The following is an 18,485-nucleotide window of genomic DNA, read 5'->3' on the forward strand; positions in this document are numbered from 1 at the left end:
TCAGTTGGCGTTACGGCCCCTGCGGTACGCCGCCCAGCCGGTGGCCAGCAGCGCGGCCGCGAGCGCGGCGACGGAGAGCACCGTGACCCCGGTGGAGGCGAGGCTGCCGCCCGCGGTGGAGGTGCCGGTGCCGCCGGATCCGCCCGTCGTGGACGCGGCCCCCGTGCCGCCGGTGCTCCCGCCCGTCGTGCCCGTACCGGAGCTGGCGTTCCCGCCCGTGCCGCCGCTCTCGTCGTCCGTGTCCACGGGGTCCTGCCCGACAAAGCTGACCGGGACCTTGACGTCCTGGGAGCGGTCGCCGGAGAGGGTGTGGTCATTCCGGGTGGCCAGGACACACGTGGACGTGAAGCAGTCGGTGTACTCGTCCTTGGCGTCCACGGTCAGCTCCACCTCGAAAGTGCCGCCCTCGCCGTACGGGGTCGCCAACTCCTCCCCGTAGTCCGGCGGGTTGGAGGAGATCCACGCGGAGGAGTGCGAGCCGCCCGTCATGTCGACGCCGCCGATGCACGGTGTGGGCAGTTCGCCGTCGCCGTTGTCGACGCAGAGGGCGACGTAGATGCCCTTCTTCACGTCGTAGCCGGAGCCGGTGACCTTCAGGGTCTGGTCCTCGGTGGCGAGGTCGTTGACCGGGGTGACGGTGAGCTTCTGGCCGTTCGGGCCGCTGACGGTCTTGGAGCCGGAGGGCTTGTCGTCGGGTGTCTCCCCGCCGCCCTCGTCGCCGTCGTCGGCCTCGGTGACGGTCAGCGTGATCGGCGAAGTACGGGTCGTTCCCGCGGAGTTGGTGAACTCGGCGCGGTACCGGTAGCCGTCCTGCGCCGCCCTCGCGGTGAAGGAGTACGCGTTCTGTGTCCCGCCCTCGACCGCGGACCAGGTCTGGCCGCCGTCGTGGCTGACCTGCCAGCGCACCGTGGGCTCCGGGGTGCCCTCGGCGGCCGCGACGAAGGTGACCTTGTCGCCGGGTGCGGCGGACCGGTCGGTGGGGGACTGGACGACCTTCGGGGAGACGCGGCGGTCGAGCTTGACCACCTTGCTCTCCGCCTGGGCGGTGACGTACACGGATGTGGCGCCGGGGGTGACGGCGACGCCCGCGTAGGCGCCGGCGCGGCTGCCGGGGAGGGCGACGGGCTCGGCCGCCTTGTCGGCCGTGGCGCTGTCGTAGGTCTCCAGGGCGCCGACGTTGTCCGCGCCGTCCTCGGCGGTGCCCCAGTCCTCGCGCAGGACGAAGGCCTCGCCGGTGCCTTGGTCGAAGGCCATCGCGGTGGCCCGGTCCTCGCCGGTCAGTTTGGCCAGCTGCTTGCCGTCCCGGTCGAAGACGAGCACGTCGTACGCGCTGCCCACCCAGACGTTGCCGCTCTTCGGGTCCGTCTCGACGAAGTGGACGGAAGCCGCCGGGAGTTCGACGGTGGCGGTGACGGCGAAGGAGCCGGTGTCGACGCGGTACAGCTTCCCGCCCACCGAGTCCGCCGACCAGGCGGAGCCGCGCGCGGTGTCCACGCCGAGGACGCCGCCGCCCGGAAGGGTGGCCGTCTTCTTCACCGTGCCGGTGGCCGTCTCGACCTCGGACAGTACGGCACCCTGGGCGACCAGCACGGTGGACGCGGCCGTGCCGGCACCGATGCCGGTGACCGTGCCGCCGGCCAGCCACACGCCCCGCGCGGCCGTGTCACCGTCCTTCGCGGTGCCTATGCCCCGCAGGGGGTAGTGGAAGGCGACGCCGTCGCCGGCCAGCGGGGCGGCGATCCAGCGGACCGCGCGGGCCGCGAGCGCGCCGGTGGAGCCGGGGGCCTGCTGGATGTGGCCGAGGAGCCTGCCGTCCTTCGGGTCGATGGCGTACAGGCCCTGCTCGGCGACATCCGCGGTGTCGGGGATGTTGTCCGAACCGACGTACAGCTTCCCGGAGTCGGGGTGCAGCAGCAGGTCCAGCGGGCGGCCCACGGTGGCGAACTCGGCGGCGCGTACGTAGCCGACGGTGCCCGGCGGTACGTCGACGCCGTCTCCGCCGTCGTCCCCGTCGCCGGGGTCCTGGCCCTCGAAGGTGACGGGGATGCGGACGTCCTGGGAGCGGTCGCCGGGGTTGCGGTGGTCGACGCGGGTGACGACCGAGCAGGTGACCTCGGTGCAGTCGAGGCCGCTCTCCTTGGCCTTGACGTCGATCCCGACGTCGAAGGTGCCGCCCTGGCCCCAGTGCACGGCGAGGTCGCCCGCGTACTCGTCGCCCTCGGGGACGATCCACTGCGAGGAACTGCCGGTTCCGTTCTGGTCGGCGCCGCCGAGACACGGGGTGGGGACGCGGTTGTCGCCGTTGTCCTTGCACAGGGCGACGTAGACGGCCTTGGTCGTGTCGTAGCCGGAGCCGGTGACGCGGAGGGTCTCGCCGTCGGGGTCGAGGCCGGCGGAGGCGGAGACGGTGAGCTTCTGGCCGTCCTTGCCGAGGGCAGTCTTCGGTGTGTCGGAGGCCTGAGCGACCGTACCGAGGGCCACGGAGGCGGCCACGAGCGCGGCGGCGCCGAGGAGCGCCGCCGGTCGTCGGTGCTGCATGGGGGTCCCTCCGGTCACTGGAAGGTGATCGGGACGTGGACGTCGTACTTGCGGTCCTCGCTGTCGAAGTGGTCGGCGCGCGTCACCACGGCGCACTCGACGTCCTGGCCGCAGACGCTGCCGTCGTCGAGGGTGGCCTTGACGTGGATCCGCACACTGAAGGTGCCGCCCGTGCCGAACTTGGAGCTGCCCGCGAACAGGCCGCCGAAGGTGTTGTTGACCCAGTGCGAGGCGCCGGTGGAGCCGTCCTCGTCCTGGCCGCCCAGACACGGGGTGGGCTTGTTGGCGCCCTGTGCCCCGTCGACCACGCACAGGCTGACGTAGATGCCCTGGCCGGTGTTGTAGCCGGAGCCGGAGACGGTGATGACCTGGCCCGCGGCGGCGGCCGTGCCGGGAGAGGTCAGCGACAGGTTGTACGTCGTGCCGCCGTCGGTGACCGTGCGGGTCGAGGTGGCGCCGGAGGCCGAGGTGGCCAGGCCCAGGGTCAGGGCGGAGGCGGCGACGACGGTGAGGGCCGCGCGGGCGGCGGGGAGGGGTCTCATGGAGGCGGGACCTTTCTGGAAGAGTCCAGGTGCTCGGCTTAGGTAAGGCTAACCTAAGTATCGATGAAGGTGGTTTGTCAACGGGAGGCAAACGGAGACCAATGGCGTTCTCAGGAAGGGGAGTTGGTGCGCACGAGGAACTCCGCGTCGGCCTTCCGCCCGCCGGTCGCCGTGCACAGCTCGACCGTGTGCGCGCCCTCGATGGCGCTGTCGTACACCGGGAACGTCCGGGACACTCGCCCCGCCTCGTCGGCCACCGCCTGGTACCTGGTGTCGTCGTCGATGGCGACGAGGACGACCTCGCCGGGCTCGAACCCAGCGCCGGTGATCTGCTGTTGGGTGCCGGGGGAGAGGGTGGGGCGGGTGACGGTGGCGGAAGGGGCCGCCGTAGGCCGACGAGCCGCCGCCGGTTTCTCCTGCGAGGGGCCGGCGGTCGGCCGTGGTGTGTCGTCCGGTGCGGCTTCGGGCGTTTCGCTGCCGGTCCCCACGGTCAGGTCCAGCACCCCGTACGCGTCCCCTGCCGCGAACTCCGTTCCGCTCCACTCGGACAGCAGCGCGGCCCCCTCCTGCGTGAGTGACGCCCGTAGCCCGGTCCAGGTCACTCCGCTCGTCCGTACAACGGGTTCGGCACCGGGTTTCACGTCGGCCAGGGGGAGTTCGCGGGCCCGGCCGTCAACGACCGTACGCGCGTGGAGGGCGCCCGTGCCGCCGTCGAGCCGAAGTCTGAGCCCGCCGAGGGGCAGGGGCCGCGTGCCGGTGGACGGGGTCAGCAGCACCGAGCCGCCCAACTCGATGTCCATCTCGCCGGTTTGGGGGTCGGTGCCGCCGCCGGTCGTCGGGAACCAGGCGCGGTCCGCGGATCCCCGTACGGCGGGTTCGGTCACGTCGAGCGAGATGCCGGGGTCTTCGAGCGCGCCGGATGCGGTGTTCCAGCTCGCGTAGCCGCCGGACACGTCGCGTGGGAGCGGGTCACCGTCCTGCGCGGCCACGATGCCAGGACACAGCAGGGCGAGCAGGGCACCCCCTGTCACGGCGGCGGCGCCGGATCTCTTCGCCATCTTCGAGCCTCCCTGGAGGGTGCCGGCTTGTTTCAACTCGCGTTCGCCGCCCGGCGCCTGCGTGCCCACAGCCACGTGCCGGTGCCGGCCGCGACCAGGCCCACCGCCGTCACGCCGGCTGTCAGGGCGACGGAGCCGGTGCTCGCGAGCGGCCCATCGGCAGCCTTGTCCTCGCCGTCTCCCGAACTGCCCGGCCCGGTACCGCCGGTCGTGCTCGCACCGGCCGTCGCGGCCGGATTCGCCGGCGTACGGTCGCCCGTCGATGAGCTGCCGCCATCCGCTCCGAAGGCCACCGGGATCCGGACGGTCTGGCTCTGGTCGCCGCCTCGGGTGTGGTCGTTGCGGGTGATGACGGCGCATTTCACGCCGGCCTTGGTGCAGTCGGTGTTCGCGTCCTTGGCGCGCACGGTGAGCCGCACGCTGAACGAGCCCTTGTGGCCGCTGCCTTCGTACGGTTTCGCCAGCCCCTCGCCGTACGACGGCGGGTTGGAGGAGATCCACGCGGACGCCCCGGACTCACCGGACATGTCCACCCCGCCCACACAGGGCGTGGGGGTCTTCCCTGCGCCGTTGTCCACGCAGAAGGCGACGTAGATGCCCTTCTCGGTGTTGTAGCCGGAGCCGGTCACGGTCACTGTTTCGCCGTCCGGATCGAGGCCGGAGGACTGGGAGACGGTGAGTTTCTGGCCCTCGGGGCCGGTCGCCGAGCCGGCCGCCGCCGTGGCCGTACCGGTGGCCGAGAGCAGCAGGGCGGCCGCGTTCGCGATTCCGAGGAACGTCTCAACTCCCTTGCGCTGCAGGCAACTTGCCCACGCCATGGAAACACCCCCTGAGAGAAAACTAAGGGAAGGCTAACCTAAACTACTGTCCAATGGAGTGTCAGGAGAGAGGACAGGAAACCCCATGCGCGCATACCGGAGACGCCTCGCCGCCCTTGGTCTGACGCTCGCGCTGCTCACGGGCGGCTGCGGTGGGGGCGGTTCTTCTGGTTCGTCCGATACCTCTGGTACCTCCGGCTCCGGCGGGGCCGACGCCTCACCCGCCTCCCCGAGCGAACGCGCCGCCGCCGAGAAGCAGCTCGCCAAGAACACCCTCGTCCCCCTCGAAGGCGAGCCGCCCACCCCGAAGTTGCCGGTCACCGTCGACTCCTCCGACGGGCGCAAGGTGACCGTGCAGGACGCCTCCCGCATCCTGCCGCTCAACGGCGGTGTCGCGGAGATCGTGTTCACGCTGGGACTCGGTGACCGTGTCGTCGGCCGGGACATCACAGCCACCTTCGCGGAGGCCGAGAAGCTCCCACAGGTCACCAAGGCCCACGACGTGAGCGCGGAAAGCGTGCTGTCGCTGCGGCCGACGGTCGTGCTGGCCGACACCGACACCGGCCCCGAGGAAGCGATCGACCAGATCCGCGACGCCGGCGTCCCCGTCGTCGTCCTCGACCCGGCCACCGAGTTGGCCGATGTCACCCTGCGCACCACCCGCATCGCCGAGGCGCTCGGCGTCCCCGAGGCGGGCAAGGCCCTCAACCGGCGCATGAACGGCGAACTCGCCGCGGCCCGCGCCGCCGTGCCCGAGGGCAGCAAGCCCAAGGTCGCCTTCCTGTACCTGCGCGGCAGCGCGGCCGTCTATCTGATCGGCGGCAAGGGCTCGGGCGCCGACTCGCTGATCGAGGCCGCGGGGGCGGTGGACGCGGGCGAGGAGGCCGGGCTGGACAAGCCGTTCACACCGATCACCAGCGAGGCCCTGGTGCGGGCCCAGCCGGACGTGATCCTGATGATGACCAAGGGGCTGGAGTCCGTGGGCGGCATCGACGGCCTGGCGCGGATTCCCGGGATCGGTCAGACGCCGGCGGGGATGAACCGGCGGGTGGTGGACCTGGAGGACGGGGTGCTGCTGGGGTACGGGCCGCGGACGCCGTTGGTGATCGACATCCTGGTCGACCGTGTTCACGGGGTGTGAGCGTTCTTCAGGGCCCTTTCTCACCGTGCACGAGTGCGGGGTCGACCACCCCCGGGCGTTCCGTCCAGAAGGCGGGGGACATCAGGCGCTGCACGACCATGAGGACCACACCCGTCAGGGCGATGCCGATGCCGATGACCAAGGGCGGGCCGAGGCCGAACCACGAGACGCCGCTGTAGGAGTTCGCGGGATCGGACATGTCGGAGACCGACTCCACCAGCAGCCAGGCCAACAGCCCGGCGCCGACCAGCGGGCCGAGGCCGATGAGGACGAAGTGGTGCAGGCTCTCGGTCAGATGGCGGCGGTAGTAGACCGCGCATGCGACGCCCGTGAGCGCGTAGTAGAACGCGATCAGCAGGGACAGCGCGGTGAGCGAGTCGAAGAGGGCGTCGGCGCTGATCCGGTTGACGGCGAGGTACCAGGCGACGGCGATACCGGCCACCCACCACGTACTCACGTCCGGTGTGCGGAACCGGGCGTGGACGTGGGCGAAGTGCGCCGGCAGTGCGTGCCGGCGTGCCATGGACAGCGCCGTGCGCGAGGCGGGGATGATCGTCGTCTGCGTCGATGCCAGCGCGGACGTCGAGACCGCCAGCAGCACGACCCAGTCCCAGCCGCCCATCGCCTCCTCGGCGAGAAGGGCGAAGACGAACTCCTCCTCCCCGGCGTTCTCGGCCAGGAACGCCGGTCCGGCGTAGGCCACGACCGCGAGGGCGACCGACACATAGGTCACCAGCAGGACGACCGTCGACCATACGGCCGCCTTTCCGGGAGCGGTGGCGGAGTTCTCGACCTCCTCGGTGAGGTTCACCGCCGACTCCCAGCCCCAGTAGACGAACACGCCCAGCAGCAGGCCCGCGGTGAGCTCCGCGCCGCCGGCCCCGAAGGGGTCCAGCCAGCCGAGCGACGGGTCGACGGAGTCGAGGGTGCCGGTGCCGGCGTACACCCGCTGGAGCGCTACGACCGCGAAGGCGAGCAGGCAGGCGACCTGCGCGAGGATGAGGACGTTCTGCACCCTGGCCGAGACCTCCGTGCCGATGACGCACACGGCCGTCATCACGAGGATGAGCAGCACGGTGAGCGACTGGCGTACGACGTCCTCGTCGGCCCAGCTGTCGAGGCCGAAGGCGAGCAGGGCGAAGGTCACGGCGACGTCCGCCAGCGATCCGACCACCAGGACTCCGGTCATCGCGATGGCCCATCCGCCGAGCCATCCGGCCCAGGGGCCCATCGCCCGGGTGACCCACGAGAAGGTCGTCCCGCAGTCCTGGTCGACCTTGTTGAGGTAGTAGAACGCCGACGCGATCAGCAGCATCGGCACGAACGACGCGACCATCACGCCGGGCGCGTGGACACCGACGAGCACCACCACCGGGCCGATGGCCGCGGCCAGCGAGTACGCGGGCGAAGTGGAGTTGAGCCCGATGACGAGGGCGTCGACGAACCCGATCGCATCGGCCTTCAGCCCGTCGGGCGGGCGGGTGTCCGGCGTGCCGTCGGCCATGCTCCCTCGCTTCCGTCGTCGTGGTGACCTCATGAAACAGGGAGCCGTGGGGGTTGCCGGGGCTTTGGCGTCCGGCCGCGGGACGCATCACCCATGTGCCCATCACCGCGGCCCCGCCGTCACACGCGCTTTCAGCCGACCGGAGCGCCGAACCACCTGGGCAGCCGGCCGAGCAGATCCTGCTGGTCGTCACCGACCCACGCCACATGGCCGTCCGGCCGCAGCAGTACGGCGGGCACGTCCAGTTCCCCGCCGGTGTCGACGACGTGGTCGACCCGGTCGGCCCAGCCCGCCACCGAGAGCCGGCCGGTCCGGTCGAGCAGCAGTCCGCGGCCGCCGTGCATCAGCTCGTAGAGGCGCCCCCGCTTCAGGTCCACGTCCCGCATCCGCCGGCCGAGCAGTTCGTGTCCCTCGCCGAAGTCGTAGCGGACCCCGATCGCGGTGATCTTCTCGATCAGATACCGGTTCACGTCCTCGAAGTCCATCAGCTCCGACAGCAGGCGGCGCACCGCCTGAGAGCCCGGTTCGGTGGACATCAGCTCCATCTGCGCACGGGTGTTGTCCAGCACGTCGGCGGCCACCGGGTGCCGTTCGGTGTGGTAGCTGTCCAGCAGCCCCTCCGGCGCCCATCCCGTCACCTCGGCGGCCAGTTTCCAGCCGAGGTTGAACGCGTCCTGGATGCCGAGATTCAGGCCCTGTCCGCCGGTCGGCGGATGGATGTGCGCCGCGTCGCCGGCCAGCAGCACCCGGCCGACGCGGTAGCGCTCGGCCTGCCGGGTGGCGTCGCCGAAGCGGGAGAGCCAGCGCGGTGAGTGCACACCGAAGTCGGTGCCGGCGCACGCCCGCAGCTGCTGCTTGAACTCCTCGAAAGCCGGCGGGACCGCACGGTCCTCGGCCACCCCCTCGGCAGGCACGATGACGCGGTACACCCCGTCCCCGAGGGGCCCGAGACCGAACCTCTTCTGGGTCTTGCGGACCTCCCCGACGACGGCGGCGACCGTCGCCGGATCCTCGGTCACCTCCATCTCGCCCAGCAACGTCTCGACCCTGCTGGGCTCACCCGGGAAGCCGACGCCGAGCAGTTTGCGCACCGTGCTGCGGCCGCCGTCGCAGCCGACCAGGTAGCGCGAGCGCAGCCGCGTGCCGTCTGCCAGCTCGGCGGTCACGCCGTCCTCGTCCTGGCTCAGCCCGACCAGCTCGCAACCGCGCCGGATCTCGGCGCCGACCTCGGCTGCGTGCTCGGCCAGCAGGCGATCGGTGGTGGGCTGCGGGATGCCGAGGACGTACGCATGCGCGCTGTCGAGCCGGACCGGCGAGGGCTTTTCGATCCCGGCGAAGAAACCGCCCACCGGGTACTGCTTGCCGTGCGCGAGGAACCGCTCCAGCAGACCGCGCTGGGCCATCACCTCGATGCTGCGCACATGCAGCCCGAGCGAGCGGACCACCTTGGTCGGCTGTGCCTCCTTCTCCAGCACGACCACGTGGACGCCGTGCAGCCGCAGCTCGCAGGCCAGCATCAGGCCGGTCGGTCCGCCACCGGCAACGATCACGTCGATCATCAGAACCCCCTGTCTCGGCCTGGAGATTCTGAGGTACGACCGGGGCCTTGCCGCAAGGCCCCCCGTGCGCTATACGTTGAGAGTGGCAAGGAGTGAGTGACCTCCTTGCCTTTGTCTTTTCCGCGGCACGTCCGCGGTACCTCAGCCGTCGGCCGCCGTGTGCGCCGCTGCCAGGGCGGCCAGCTCGGCCGGGTCGCGCGGACCGGGTGCCGTGTCGTCCAACAGGCCGTGTGCGCGGAGCAGTTGGGTCGCCGCGATGCCCCAGGGCAGCCGCAGCCCCGCCTGCTGCAGCAGATCCGTGCGGGACAACATCACGTCCGCGGGGCCGGTGCGCACCCCGGACGGGGTGAGGAGAGCCGTCTCGTCGGCCCAGCGCAGGGCCAGGTCGACATCGTGCGTGGCCATGACCACCGTGGTGCCGGACGTGCGCAGCCCGTCGAGGATGGTGAGCAGGCGTTCCTGGCCGTCCGGGTCGAGGCCGGCGGTCGGTTCGTCCAGGATCAGCACACGGGGCCGCATCGCGACGGCGCCCGCGATGGCCGTGCGTTTGCGCTGCCCGTACGACAGCAGGTGCGTGGGCCGGTCGGCCAGCGCCGAGATGTCCAGGGCGGCGAGCGCCTCGTCGACCCGGGCGCGCACCTCGGCGTCGGGCAGGCCGAGGTTCAGCGGGCCGAAGGAGACGTCCTGGGCGACGGACGCGGCGAAGAGCTGGTCGTCGGGGTCCTGCACCACCAGCTGGACGGTCGTCCGCAGCCGGGTCAGCCCCTTGCGGTCGTACCTGACCGGCGAACCCTCCACCGTCAGCCGGCCACTGTCCGGACGCAGCCCGCCGCTGAGCAGCCGCATCAACGTGGTTTTGCCGGTGCCGTTGCGGCCGAGCAGCGCCAGCGCCCGCCCCTCGTGCACGTCGAAGTCGAGGCCGTTGAGGACGACAGGGCCGTCCTCGTAGGCGTAGGACGCGCCCCGCAGGGCGACCAGGGCGGTGGGCTCGCTCATGGCAGGGCCTTTTCCAGTACGAGGGTGAGGGCGGCCACCGCTGCGAGGAGCGCGCAACTCGCGGCCGTGAAGCGGACGGAGACCCGGGCCTCGGGCACCAGGACGCGCAGGGTGCCGTCGTAGCCGCGCCCGGCGAGCCCGGCCTGGAGGCGGGCCGCCCGGTCGAAGGCACGGATGAACGCGGTGGCGCCGAGCCCGGCAAGAGAGCGCCACTCCGCCGCCCGGCCGGTGTGCCCGAGTCGGGCGGCCTGGGCGTCCCGGATGCGCCGTACGGAATCCAGGAGCAGGAAGCTCATGCGGTACGTCACCAGGGCGACGTCGACGACGGCCGCGGGCACACCGGCCTTCACCAGGCGGGGCAGCAGGTCGGACATCGGCGTGGTGAAGGCGAACAGCAGCACTCCGAGGGAGGCGGCCGAAGTGCGCAGCAGCAGCTCACCCGCCTGCCGCGGGCCCTCGGCGGCGAGGGACACGAAGCCCTCCGGCCCGCCGACCTGGACGAGCAGCGTGGCCGCGCCGGTCACGCAGAAGCCCAGCGGCACGCGGTAGGCGCGCCACAGCCGGCGGCCGGGCACGCCGGCCGGTCCCAGCAGCACGCTCAGGGCGGTGACCAGGACCAGCGCGGCGCCCGGCCACGGCGGCAGCGAGATCGCGAGCACGGTGAGGCCGAGCCCGAGCACGGCCTTGTCCACGGGGTGACGGTGGCGCCAGCGACTGCTGTGCGCCGCCGCGTCGATCGGCAGCACGCGGGCTCAGTCCTGTTGTTCGGCGGGAGGTTTCCCGGCGGTGCCACCCGGCACGCTCCCGGCAGTCCCGCTGGGCGCGCTCTCGGACTCCCGTTCCCGCTCCAGCGCCCGCTGCTCGCCCTGGCGCCGTCCGCGGTGCAGGCCGAAGTAGTAGGCGAGGACACCCGCGCCGAGGGCCGCCTGGAGGGAGAACAGGGCCGACTCGATCTCACCGGACGGCGGCTCGTACAACGGCGAGAACCACGGCTGGTAGTCCGGCTCGATCTCGGTGATCGCGGTCTCCGCCTCACCGTCGGCGCCCGTGAACGGCTCCTCCTTGTGGTCGCCGAGGCCGAGAGCGAGCGGCAGCACGGCGAGCGCGGCCACGACGAGCAGCAGCAGAACGTTGATCTTCGTGTTCTTGCTCATCGGGCCACCGCCTCGGTCTCGGTCCGGGACCGCTCCTTGCCGACGAGCACGCCCAGCCGGGTCAGTTCGCCCTTGCTGGACTGCACCAGCAGCCGCATCACGAGGACCGTCAGCAGTCCCTCGCTCACCGCGAGCGGCAGCTGGGTGACGGCGAAGATGGAGCCGAACTTGCCGAGCGCGCCCAGGAATCCGCTGCTCGGGTCGGGAAAGGCGAGCGCCAGCTGGACGCTGGTGACGCAGTAGGTGGACAGGTCGGCGACGAACGCCCCGAAGAAGACGGCGACCATCAGCGGCACGTCGTACCGCCGCAGCAGCCGGTAGATGCCGTATCCGGCCCAGGGCCCGACGATCGCCATCGAGAAGACGTTGGCGCCGAGCGTGGTCAGGCCGCCGTGCGCGAGCAGCAGCGCCTGGAAGAGCAGGGTGATGGTGCCCAGGACCGCCATGATCGGTGGCCGGAACAGGATGGCGCCCAGTCCGGTGCCGGTGGGGTGGGAGCAACTTCCGGTCACCGAGGGCAGCTTCAGCGCGGACAGGACGAAGGTGAAGGCGCCGGAGGCGCCGAGGAGCAGTGTGCTCTCCGGGTGCTCCCTGACCTCACGGGTGAGGGAACGGACTCCGTGGACGACGAAGGGCGCGGACGCGACGCCCCAGGCGACAGCGTGCGCCGGAGGCAGAAAACCCTCGGCTATGTGCATGGCTCAGCAGACCCTCTCCAGCACCTCGTGGATGGTTGACGCGCCTTGGCCGGTCTCCTGGCTGACGGGTACCACCGCCCGTGCCCCGCCTTCCCGGGTCGCAAGAACCCAGTGGCTGCCCGTCAGGGCCGGAGCCGGACTTCCCGATTCACAGTGGCGAGGGCCGCACCGGCATCACACCGGATTTCCCGTTCACCAAGGCGTGGTGACAGTAGTGCCCGCACCGGCCGCCTGACAAGCGCGCCTCGGGGGCGCAAAGGGGGCGTTCACCTGCTTCGAGATGAGTGGCTCGGCTGGAGTGCCGCATCAGTGGCATGGTTTGGGCGCTGTTTAGTGCTGTGACCGCATAGGTTCGCCGGGTCGGCGGTCGTGGCGGTTGGATGTGCGGTGACTGACCGACCACGAGGGGCAGAAGCTGCAGCAGATCGTGCGCCGGGGCAGCACGAGTTCGGTGCGCTACCGGCGGGCGATGATGCTGCTGGCCTCCGCTGGAGGGGGCACCGGCAGCGGATGATCAGGCGGATCCCGGCGGCCCGCGGAGCGGGTATATGCGGCGCTGATGTGTCCTCAGACGCCCGCTTCCACCAGGTCGTCGGTATGGAAGGTGCGGCGGTAGGAGGCGGGTGAGACACCGAAGGTGGTGCGCATGTGGGCGCGCAGGGAGTTGGCGGAGCCGAAGCCACAGCGGTGGGCGACCAGGTCGATGGACAGGTCGGTGGTCTCCAGCAACTGCTTGGCCAGTTCCAGGCGTTGCGCGGTGAGCCACTGCACGGGGGTCATGCCGACCTCGTCGCGGAAGCGGCGGGTGAAGGAGCGCAGGCTCATCCGGGCGTGTTCGGCCAGGCGGTTCAGGGAGAGGGGTTCGCCGAGGTGTTCCAGGGCCCAGGCGCGGGTGGCGGTGGTGGTGCCGACGGTGGGTTCGGGCACCGGGCGGTCGATGTACTGGGCCTGGCCGCCGTCCCGCCAGGGCGGGACGACGCACATGCGGGCGGCGCGGTTGGCGGCGGCGGCGCCGTGGTCGCGGCGGATCATGTGCAGGCACAGGTCGACGCCGGCGGCGACGCCCGCGGAGGTCAGGACGTCGCCGTCGTCGACGAAGAGGACCTCCTCGTCGACCTTGACGCGGGGGTAGGCGCGGCGGAACTCGGGAGCGAGGCCCCAGTGGGTGGTGGCGGGCCGGCCGTCGAGGAGGCCCGCAGCGGCCAGGACGTAGGAGCCGGCGCAGATGGACACCAGGCGGGTGCCGGGCCGGATGCCGGCGATGGCCGCGGTGACCTCGGGCGGCAGCGGGCCGCCGCGGCCCAGCTCGGGCATGGCGTGCGTGGGCGGGACGATCACGGTGTCCGCGGCGGCCAGGGCCTCGGGACCGGCCGCGGGCTGCACGGTGAACCCGGCGTCGCTGAGGACCGGGGCGCCGTCGGCGGTGCAGACGGTGACCTCGTACAGCGGGCGTGAGCCGGGGTCCAGGACGCTGCCGAAGACGCGGGAGGGGATGCCGAGTTCGAAGGGCGGGACGCCGGGCAGCGCGAGGACGGCGATGCGGTGCCGCCCGGCCGCGTCGGCGCTCGGGTCGGGGAGGGGGTCGGTGCACGGCCACTGCATCTCACTCATGGCCAGATCCTGTGGCCAGACGGCCAACACCATGGTGGGGGCGGATGCCGGATCGTGGACTGCGTCGCGCCGGGAAGGGCCCGGACGGCCGGTATCCGATCAAGACGGAAAAGAGTGAGGCGGACAGCATGCGTGCGGTGGTCGTGGAGCAGTGGGGCGGACCGGAAGTGCTCGTGGAGCGTGAGGTCGCCCGGCCCGAGCCGGGACTGAACGAGGTCCTGGTGCGGGTCCACGCGGCCGGTGTGAACCCGGTGGACTTCAAGACCCGGGCCAGCGGGGCCCTGATCGAGTGGGGCGAGGTCCCGGCGGTCGGCTGGGACGTCTCCGGCACCGTGGAGGCCGTCGGACCGGGCGTGGGGATGTTCCGCCCCGGGGACGAGGTGTACGGCATGCCGCTGTTCCCGCGGCAGGCCGGCGCCTACGCCGAGTACGTCGTCGCCCCGGCCCGCCACCTCGCGCCCAAGCCAGCGAACCTCACCCACGTGCAGGCGGCGGCGCTGCCGCTGGCCGCGCTGACCGCCTGGCAGGCCCTGGTGGACACCGCCGGGGTGCGCGCCGGTGAGCGGGTGCTGGTGCACGCGGCGGCCGGCGGGGTCGGCCACCTGGCCGTGCAGATCGCCAAGGCCCGCGGCGCGTACGTCATCGGCACGGCCAGCGCCGGCAAGCACGACCTGCTGCGGCAGCTGGGCGCGGACGAGGTGATCGACTACCGCACGGTCCGCTTCGAGGACGCCGTCGGGGGCGTGGACGTGGTGCTGGACGGGCTCGGCGGCCAGAACGCCGAGCGGTCCCTGACGGTGCTGCGCCCGGGCGGCCGGCTGATCACCCTGCCCGGCCCCGACGACGTCCCCGCCGACGTCCCCGGCCACGTGCGGGCGGTGTGGATGCTGGTCGAGCCCGACCACCTGGGTCTGCGTGAGATCGCCGCCCTGGCCGAGCGGGGCGCGCTCACGCCCGTGGTCGAGACCGTCGTCCCGCTGGCCGAGGCCGCGAAGGCGCACGAGATCGGCGAGCAGGGCCGCACCACCGGGAAGATCGTCCTGAGCGTCGCCTGACGCCAGCCGCCCCGGCCGGGTCGGCTGCGGGCAGGTGGAGCGGGACTGGAGCCCCGGGACCGACCGGTCCTGATCTGGCCTCACGCCTGGATAAATAGGATGAAGACAAGGAGTAGTGCCCCATGCGAGCGTTCGTCGTCACCAAGTACAAGGAGCCGCTGCAGGAGGCGGACGTCCCCGAACCCACCGTGGGGGAGCACGACGTGCTCGTCCGGGTGGAGGCCGCCGGACTGAATCAGCTGGATGAGAAGATCCGCGCCGGTGAGTTGAAGCAGATCCTGCCCTACAAGCTGCCGCTGATCCTGGGCAACGATGTCGCGGGCACTGTCATCAGCGTCGGGACGGCGGTTCGCGGCTTCAAGCCCGGAGACGAGGTCTACGGTCGGCCCGACCAGGACCGCATCGGCACGTTCGCCGAGCGCATCGCCGTCGCGGAGGGCGACCTGGCGCTCAAGCCCGCTTCGATCAGCATGAATGAGGCCGGCTCGCTGCCGCTGGTGGCGCTCACGGCGTGGCAGGCGCTGGTGGAGCGCGGGAAGGTGCGGCCCGGGCAGAAGGTTCTCATCCACGCCGGGGCCGGCGGGGTCGGTTCGATCGCGATCCAGCTCGCCGCGCACCTCGGTGCGAGCGTCGCCACGACCGCCAGCGGGTCCAACGCGGACTTCGTGCGCGCGCTCGGCGCGGACACGGTGATCGATTACCGCAGCCAGGACTTCGAGCAGCTCCTGACCGGCTACGACCTGGTGCTGGACAGCCTCGGTGGGGAGACTCTCGAGAAGTCCCTGCGGGTGCTCAAGCCCGGCGGCAAAGCCATCGAGATCGCTGGTCCCCCGGAGCCCACTTTCGCGCGCGAGGCCGGCCTCAACCCGCTGCTGCGCCTGGGGGTCGCCGTCCTGAGCCGCAAGATCCGCAAGCAGGCGAAGAAGCTCGGCGTGACGTATGAGTTCATGCTCATGCGCGCCAGCGGCGACCAGCTCCGCCAGATCACCACCCTCATCGACCAGGGCGTGGTGCGTCCGGTCGTGGGAAAGGTGGTCGGCTTCGACCAGACCCCGCAGGCGCTGCAGTCCCTGTCCCAGGGTGGCATCCGCGGCAAGGCCGTCATCGGCAGCAGCTGACCCGCCGCAACCGCGACGGGCGACACAGAACGCACGAGGACACCACCCATGTCTGTCGCCTCCCAGTCGGTCGGACGGCGCGAGCGGAACAAGCAGGAGAAACTCGACCGCATCGTCGCTGCCGCCAGTGAACTGTTCGCCGAACACGGCGTCGATGAGGTCACGACCCAGCAGATCGCGGACCAGGCCGACATCGGCACCGGGACCCTGTTCCTTTATGCCAAGACCAAGGGCGAACTCCTCCTGCTCGTCCAGAACGCCAAGTACGTCGAAGCACTTGAGCAGGGCCTTGCGGACGCCGAGGCCGTCCCCGGCGTGCTGGACGCGGTGCTGGCGATCGTCCGGCCGATCGTCGAGTGCAACCGCATCCAGGTCGACAACGGACGCACCTACCTGCGAGAGATGGTCTTCGGCGACCCCGAGGAGCCCCGGCACAGCGCGGCACTCGCCATCGTCGCGCAGACCGAGGAGGCCATCGCCGCCGCGCTGCGCCGAGACGATCGGGTCACGGAGGGCGACGCCGCGACGCTGGCACACATCGTGTCCGCCGTGATGTTCCTCAGCATGGCGGCGGGCGTGAACATCGCCTTGAGCGTCGAGGAGATCGTGCAGGACATCCGGAGGCAGGTTGAGGTCCTGCTGCCTCGCTGAAGCGCGGCCCCAGCCTCAGGTGCAGGTGACCATCCGGGTAGTCCTCGGCTGCGGCATGGCCCGAATCCCCACATGGCAGTTCATCCGGCCGTTGCTGCCCATACCGGCATGACCGGACGGCTGGGGCGGGTGGCCGGAGGACTACCGCCACCGCGTGCTGCTGGGATTTCGGAGATTGCCCACCTACGTGGCGTCGAGTCCCCGTCGCACAGTCCCTGTCCGCAGGATTCCGGGTCGAGGCCCGTGTGGTGCGGTCAGGGCTTTGTGGGTCGATTCAGCAGTTCAAGGGCGCCTTCGACGCGATGATGCCGTCCTGCCGCGTCGTGCGTGGCGCAGGCGGCCAGGTCGGGGCGCTCGTAGGGCTGCCGGCAGACATGGCAGTCGTAGGTGACCGCCCCACCACTCGAACGCCGCTCGCCGGTCGTCCATGGGCGCATCACGCCAGTCCCGCCTGCCTCGCGTGAACCACAGGAAGTCGAAGTACGTGCGCAGGTCCCGGGCATGGGCGGCCTGGGTGTTCCACGGCGAAGACGCCGACCACACCGAGAAGTACCGGTTCGACTCGACGTCGTACATGCCGACCGGCCTGATCAGGAACGGCTGCACCTCGGGCACACGCATCCCGCGGCCACATCAGCTCGGCGAGTGAAGTGCGCCCGCCATGTCGATCACTGGATGGCGGGTGCACTTCACCCGCCATCCAGTGATCGACATGGCGCCGGACGATATCCCGCGGACAGCTCAACAGCGCACAACAGAAGTGGGGTGTTACCGCGCCCTGGCCGGCCGGTGGGCCGACGGCCGTGTCGCCCTACGGAGCCGCAACGGCAGCGATCTAATGCTGTGATCGCGTAGGTTCGCCGGGTTGGATCAGGCTGCGGTTGTGAGGGGGCGTCCGCCCCATCGGGTGCCTTTCTCGCTGCGGATGCGGGCGCGTTCCTTGCGTTCGGCGGCCAGGACGTCGCAGTGGCGGGCATTGGCGTTGCGCCAGCGGAGGTAGGAGTGCAGGGCCCTGGTCTGGAAGGTGTGGTTGGGGTGGTGGGAGTTGGCGATGGTGAACTGCCGCAGTGGTCCGAAGTGGGCCTCGATCGGGTTCGCCCAGGAGGCGTAGGTCGGGGTGAAGCACAGCTCGACCTTGTGCTTCTTTGCCCAGCGGCGGATGTCGGCGCCCTTGTGGGCGGACAGGTTGTCCAGGATCACGTAGATCGGTGCGCCGTCGGGCCGGGCGGCGCGGATCGATTTCAGCGCGGCCAGCGTGTTCCCGGCACCCTTCTTGCGGCGGTTCACGCCCCACAGACGGTCGTCGCCCACCGAGTAGCAGCCATGGAAGTACCGGACGCCGTGGGTGCGATGGTGGGTGGCCGGCAGCCGGTCGGGCCGGGTCTGTTCGGCCCAGCAGCTGCCGCCGATGGGCCGGATCCCGAGTGGGCCGAACTCATCGAAGGCGAATACCCGGTCCGGGAAGCGGTCCAGGACGTGCTCGATACGGTCCAGCTTCGTCTCCCGTTCGGGGTCCGGGGACTCCTTCCAGGTCTTGGTGCGCTGGAAGGTGACGCCGCGGCGGGCGAGCAGGCACCGTAACGCCTCACGGCCGATGCGAATCACCCGGCCGTGGACTTTGCGCAGGTAGGCGACGAGCTTGCGCAGTGACCAGCGAGTAAAAGGCTGGCCGAGCTTGACCGGGCGGGTGGTGGCCGTCTGGACGACGAAGTCCTCTTCGTCAGACTTGAGTTGGCGGGGACGGCCTCCCGCCCACCGAGGGTCCAGGCAGGCCAGGCCCTTCTCGTTGAACGCGTGGATCACATCCCGGACGGTGTCCTCGTCGGCCTGCACCAGCTGTGCGATCACCGGCACCCGTTTTCCTCCAGCGGAGGCCAGCAGCATCATCGCCCGCCGGTAGCGCACCGAACTCGTGCTGCCCCGGCGCACGATCTGCTGCAGCTTCTGCCCCTCGTGGTCGGTCAGTCTGCGCACACGGAAGGGCTCGGCCACCGCGCCTCCAGCGGTCGAATCGGATGTCACCGCACATCCAACCGCCACGA

Annotated in this window: 17 protein-coding genes and 1 riboswitch; of the genes, 5 read left to right on the top strand and 12 right to left on the bottom strand. The window is 71.2% G+C overall.

What is annotated here, in order from left to right; translation table 11 throughout:
* The 4 genes from ACQEV2_RS34700 to ACQEV2_RS34715 form a co-directional block, all read right to left on the bottom strand.
* Entirely contained in the window at positions 1-2,538 is a 2,538-nt protein-coding gene (locus ACQEV2_RS34700; RefSeq protein WP_433050631.1) for an immunoglobulin I-set domain protein, read from the bottom strand.
* A gap of 14 nt (positions 2,539-2,552) precedes the next feature.
* Complete coding sequence (locus ACQEV2_RS34705) at positions 2,553-3,080, bottom strand: hypothetical protein (protein ID WP_433050634.1); 528 nt, start codon at positions 3,078-3,080, stop codon at positions 2,553-2,555.
* 110 nt (positions 3,081-3,190) lie between these two features.
* Entirely contained in the window at positions 3,191-4,138 is a 948-nt protein-coding gene (locus tag ACQEV2_RS34710) for an HtaA domain-containing protein (RefSeq protein ID WP_433050637.1), read from the bottom strand.
* A 32-nt stretch (positions 4,139-4,170) separates the two neighbouring features.
* On the bottom strand, positions 4,171-4,956 hold the full coding sequence (locus ACQEV2_RS34715) for a hypothetical protein (RefSeq protein WP_433050640.1): 786 nt from the start codon (positions 4,954-4,956) through the stop codon (positions 4,171-4,173).
* Positions 4,957-5,041: 85 nt separating this feature from the next.
* Between ACQEV2_RS34715 and ACQEV2_RS34720 the strand changes: the two genes are divergently transcribed.
* Entirely contained in the window at positions 5,042-6,097 is a 1,056-nt protein-coding gene (locus ACQEV2_RS34720; RefSeq protein ID WP_433050643.1) for a heme/hemin ABC transporter substrate-binding protein, read from the top strand.
* 7 nt (positions 6,098-6,104) lie between these two features.
* Here ACQEV2_RS34720 and ACQEV2_RS34725 read toward each other — a convergent pair whose 3' ends face one another.
* The 7 genes from ACQEV2_RS34725 to ACQEV2_RS34755 form a co-directional block, all read right to left on the bottom strand.
* On the bottom strand, positions 6,105-7,601 hold the full coding sequence (locus ACQEV2_RS34725) for an APC family permease (protein ID WP_433050646.1): 1,497 nt from the start codon (positions 7,599-7,601) through the stop codon (positions 6,105-6,107).
* A 131-nt stretch (positions 7,602-7,732) separates the two neighbouring features.
* Positions 7,733-9,160 carry a rifampin monooxygenase gene (rox, locus tag ACQEV2_RS34730; protein ID WP_433050649.1) on the bottom strand — a complete coding sequence of 476 codons (1,428 nt, stop codon included), beginning with the start codon at positions 9,158-9,160 and terminating at the stop codon, positions 7,733-7,735.
* 141 nt (positions 9,161-9,301) lie between these two features.
* A complete protein-coding gene (locus tag ACQEV2_RS34735) occupies positions 9,302-10,156 on the bottom strand; it encodes an energy-coupling factor ABC transporter ATP-binding protein (protein WP_433050652.1) in 855 nt (284 codons plus the stop codon).
* Positions 10,153-10,902 (bottom strand): cobalt ECF transporter T component CbiQ, encoded by a 750-nt coding sequence (gene cbiQ, locus ACQEV2_RS34740; RefSeq protein ID WP_433050655.1) that lies wholly within the window; start codon positions 10,900-10,902, stop codon positions 10,153-10,155. Before cbiQ ends, ACQEV2_RS34735 begins: the two co-directional genes overlap by 4 nt.
* A gap of 6 nt (positions 10,903-10,908) precedes the next feature.
* Positions 10,909-11,310 carry an energy-coupling factor ABC transporter substrate-binding protein gene (locus tag ACQEV2_RS34745; RefSeq protein ID WP_433050658.1) on the bottom strand — a complete coding sequence of 134 codons (402 nt, stop codon included), beginning with the start codon at positions 11,308-11,310 and terminating at the stop codon, positions 10,909-10,911.
* Positions 11,307-12,008 (bottom strand): energy-coupling factor ABC transporter permease, encoded by a 702-nt coding sequence (locus ACQEV2_RS34750; RefSeq protein WP_433050661.1) that lies wholly within the window; start codon positions 12,006-12,008, stop codon positions 11,307-11,309. The genes ACQEV2_RS34745 and ACQEV2_RS34750 overlap by 4 nt, the downstream gene beginning before the upstream one ends.
* A gap of 30 nt (positions 12,009-12,038) precedes the next feature.
* A riboswitch (cobalamin riboswitch) is annotated at positions 12,039-12,223 on the bottom strand.
* 352 nt (positions 12,224-12,575) lie between these two features.
* Entirely contained in the window at positions 12,576-13,619 is a 1,044-nt protein-coding gene (locus ACQEV2_RS34755) for a GlxA family transcriptional regulator (protein WP_433050663.1), read from the bottom strand.
* A gap of 128 nt (positions 13,620-13,747) precedes the next feature.
* Here ACQEV2_RS34755 and ACQEV2_RS34760 point away from each other — a divergent pair, with 128 nt between their 5' ends.
* The 4 genes from ACQEV2_RS34760 to ACQEV2_RS34775 all read left to right on the top strand — a co-directional run bounded on the left by ACQEV2_RS34760 (position 13,748) and on the right by ACQEV2_RS34775 (position 17,092).
* On the top strand, positions 13,748-14,674 hold the full coding sequence (locus ACQEV2_RS34760) for an NADP-dependent oxidoreductase (protein ID WP_433055008.1): 927 nt from the start codon (positions 13,748-13,750) through the stop codon (positions 14,672-14,674).
* A gap of 122 nt (positions 14,675-14,796) precedes the next feature.
* Entirely contained in the window at positions 14,797-15,792 is a 996-nt protein-coding gene (locus ACQEV2_RS34765; RefSeq protein WP_391237292.1) for an NADP-dependent oxidoreductase, read from the top strand.
* Between the two features lie 48 nt (positions 15,793-15,840).
* Positions 15,841-16,443 (top strand): TetR/AcrR family transcriptional regulator, encoded by a 603-nt coding sequence (locus ACQEV2_RS34770; RefSeq protein WP_433050667.1) that lies wholly within the window; start codon positions 15,841-15,843, stop codon positions 16,441-16,443.
* 484 nt (positions 16,444-16,927) lie between these two features.
* Entirely contained in the window at positions 16,928-17,092 is a 165-nt protein-coding gene (locus ACQEV2_RS34775) for a hypothetical protein (RefSeq protein WP_433050669.1), read from the top strand.
* 221 nt (positions 17,093-17,313) lie between these two features.
* Here the strand turns inward: ACQEV2_RS34775 and ACQEV2_RS34780 are convergent, their stop codons facing one another.
* On the bottom strand, positions 17,314-18,435 hold the full coding sequence (locus tag ACQEV2_RS34780; protein ID WP_433050672.1) for an IS630 family transposase: 1,122 nt from the start codon (positions 18,433-18,435) through the stop codon (positions 17,314-17,316).
* Between the last annotated feature and the right edge of the window lie 50 nt (positions 18,436-18,485).

The organism is Streptomyces sp. CA-251387, assembly GCF_050936625.1.
Taxonomy (GTDB): domain Bacteria; phylum Actinomycetota; class Actinomycetes; order Streptomycetales; family Streptomycetaceae; genus Streptomyces.

Coding starts and splice junctions, on each gene's coding strand:
- ACQEV2_RS34700 (WP_433050631.1), bottom strand. CDS start 2,538: ATGCAGCACCGACGACCGGCGGCGCTCCTCGGCGCCGCCGCGCTCGTG.
- ACQEV2_RS34705 (WP_433050634.1), bottom strand. CDS start 3,080: ATGAGACCCCTCCCCGCCGCCCGCGCGGCCCTCACCGTCGTCGCCGCC.
- ACQEV2_RS34710 (WP_433050637.1), bottom strand. CDS start 4,138: ATGGCGAAGAGATCCGGCGCCGCCGCCGTGACAGGGGGTGCCCTGCTC.
- ACQEV2_RS34715 (WP_433050640.1), bottom strand. CDS start 4,956: ATGGCGTGGGCAAGTTGCCTGCAGCGCAAGGGAGTTGAGACGTTCCTC.
- ACQEV2_RS34720 (WP_433050643.1), top strand. CDS start 5,042: ATGCGCGCATACCGGAGACGCCTCGCCGCCCTTGGTCTGACGCTCGCG.
- ACQEV2_RS34725 (WP_433050646.1), bottom strand. CDS start 7,601: ATGGCCGACGGCACGCCGGACACCCGCCCGCCCGACGGGCTGAAGGCC.
- rox (WP_433050649.1), bottom strand. CDS start 9,160: ATGATCGACGTGATCGTTGCCGGTGGCGGACCGACCGGCCTGATGCTG.
- ACQEV2_RS34735 (WP_433050652.1), bottom strand. CDS start 10,156: ATGAGCGAGCCCACCGCCCTGGTCGCCCTGCGGGGCGCGTCCTACGCC.
- ACQEV2_RS34745 (WP_433050658.1), bottom strand. CDS start 11,310: ATGAGCAAGAACACGAAGATCAACGTTCTGCTGCTGCTCGTCGTGGCC.
- ACQEV2_RS34750 (WP_433050661.1), bottom strand. CDS start 12,008: ATGCACATAGCCGAGGGTTTTCTGCCTCCGGCGCACGCTGTCGCCTGG.
- ACQEV2_RS34755 (WP_433050663.1), bottom strand. CDS start 13,619: ATGAGTGAGATGCAGTGGCCGTGCACCGACCCCCTCCCCGACCCGAGC.
- ACQEV2_RS34760 (WP_433055008.1), top strand. CDS start 13,748: ATGCGTGCGGTGGTCGTGGAGCAGTGGGGCGGACCGGAAGTGCTCGTG.
- ACQEV2_RS34765 (WP_391237292.1), top strand. CDS start 14,797: ATGCGAGCGTTCGTCGTCACCAAGTACAAGGAGCCGCTGCAGGAGGCG.
- ACQEV2_RS34770 (WP_433050667.1), top strand. CDS start 15,841: ATGTCTGTCGCCTCCCAGTCGGTCGGACGGCGCGAGCGGAACAAGCAG.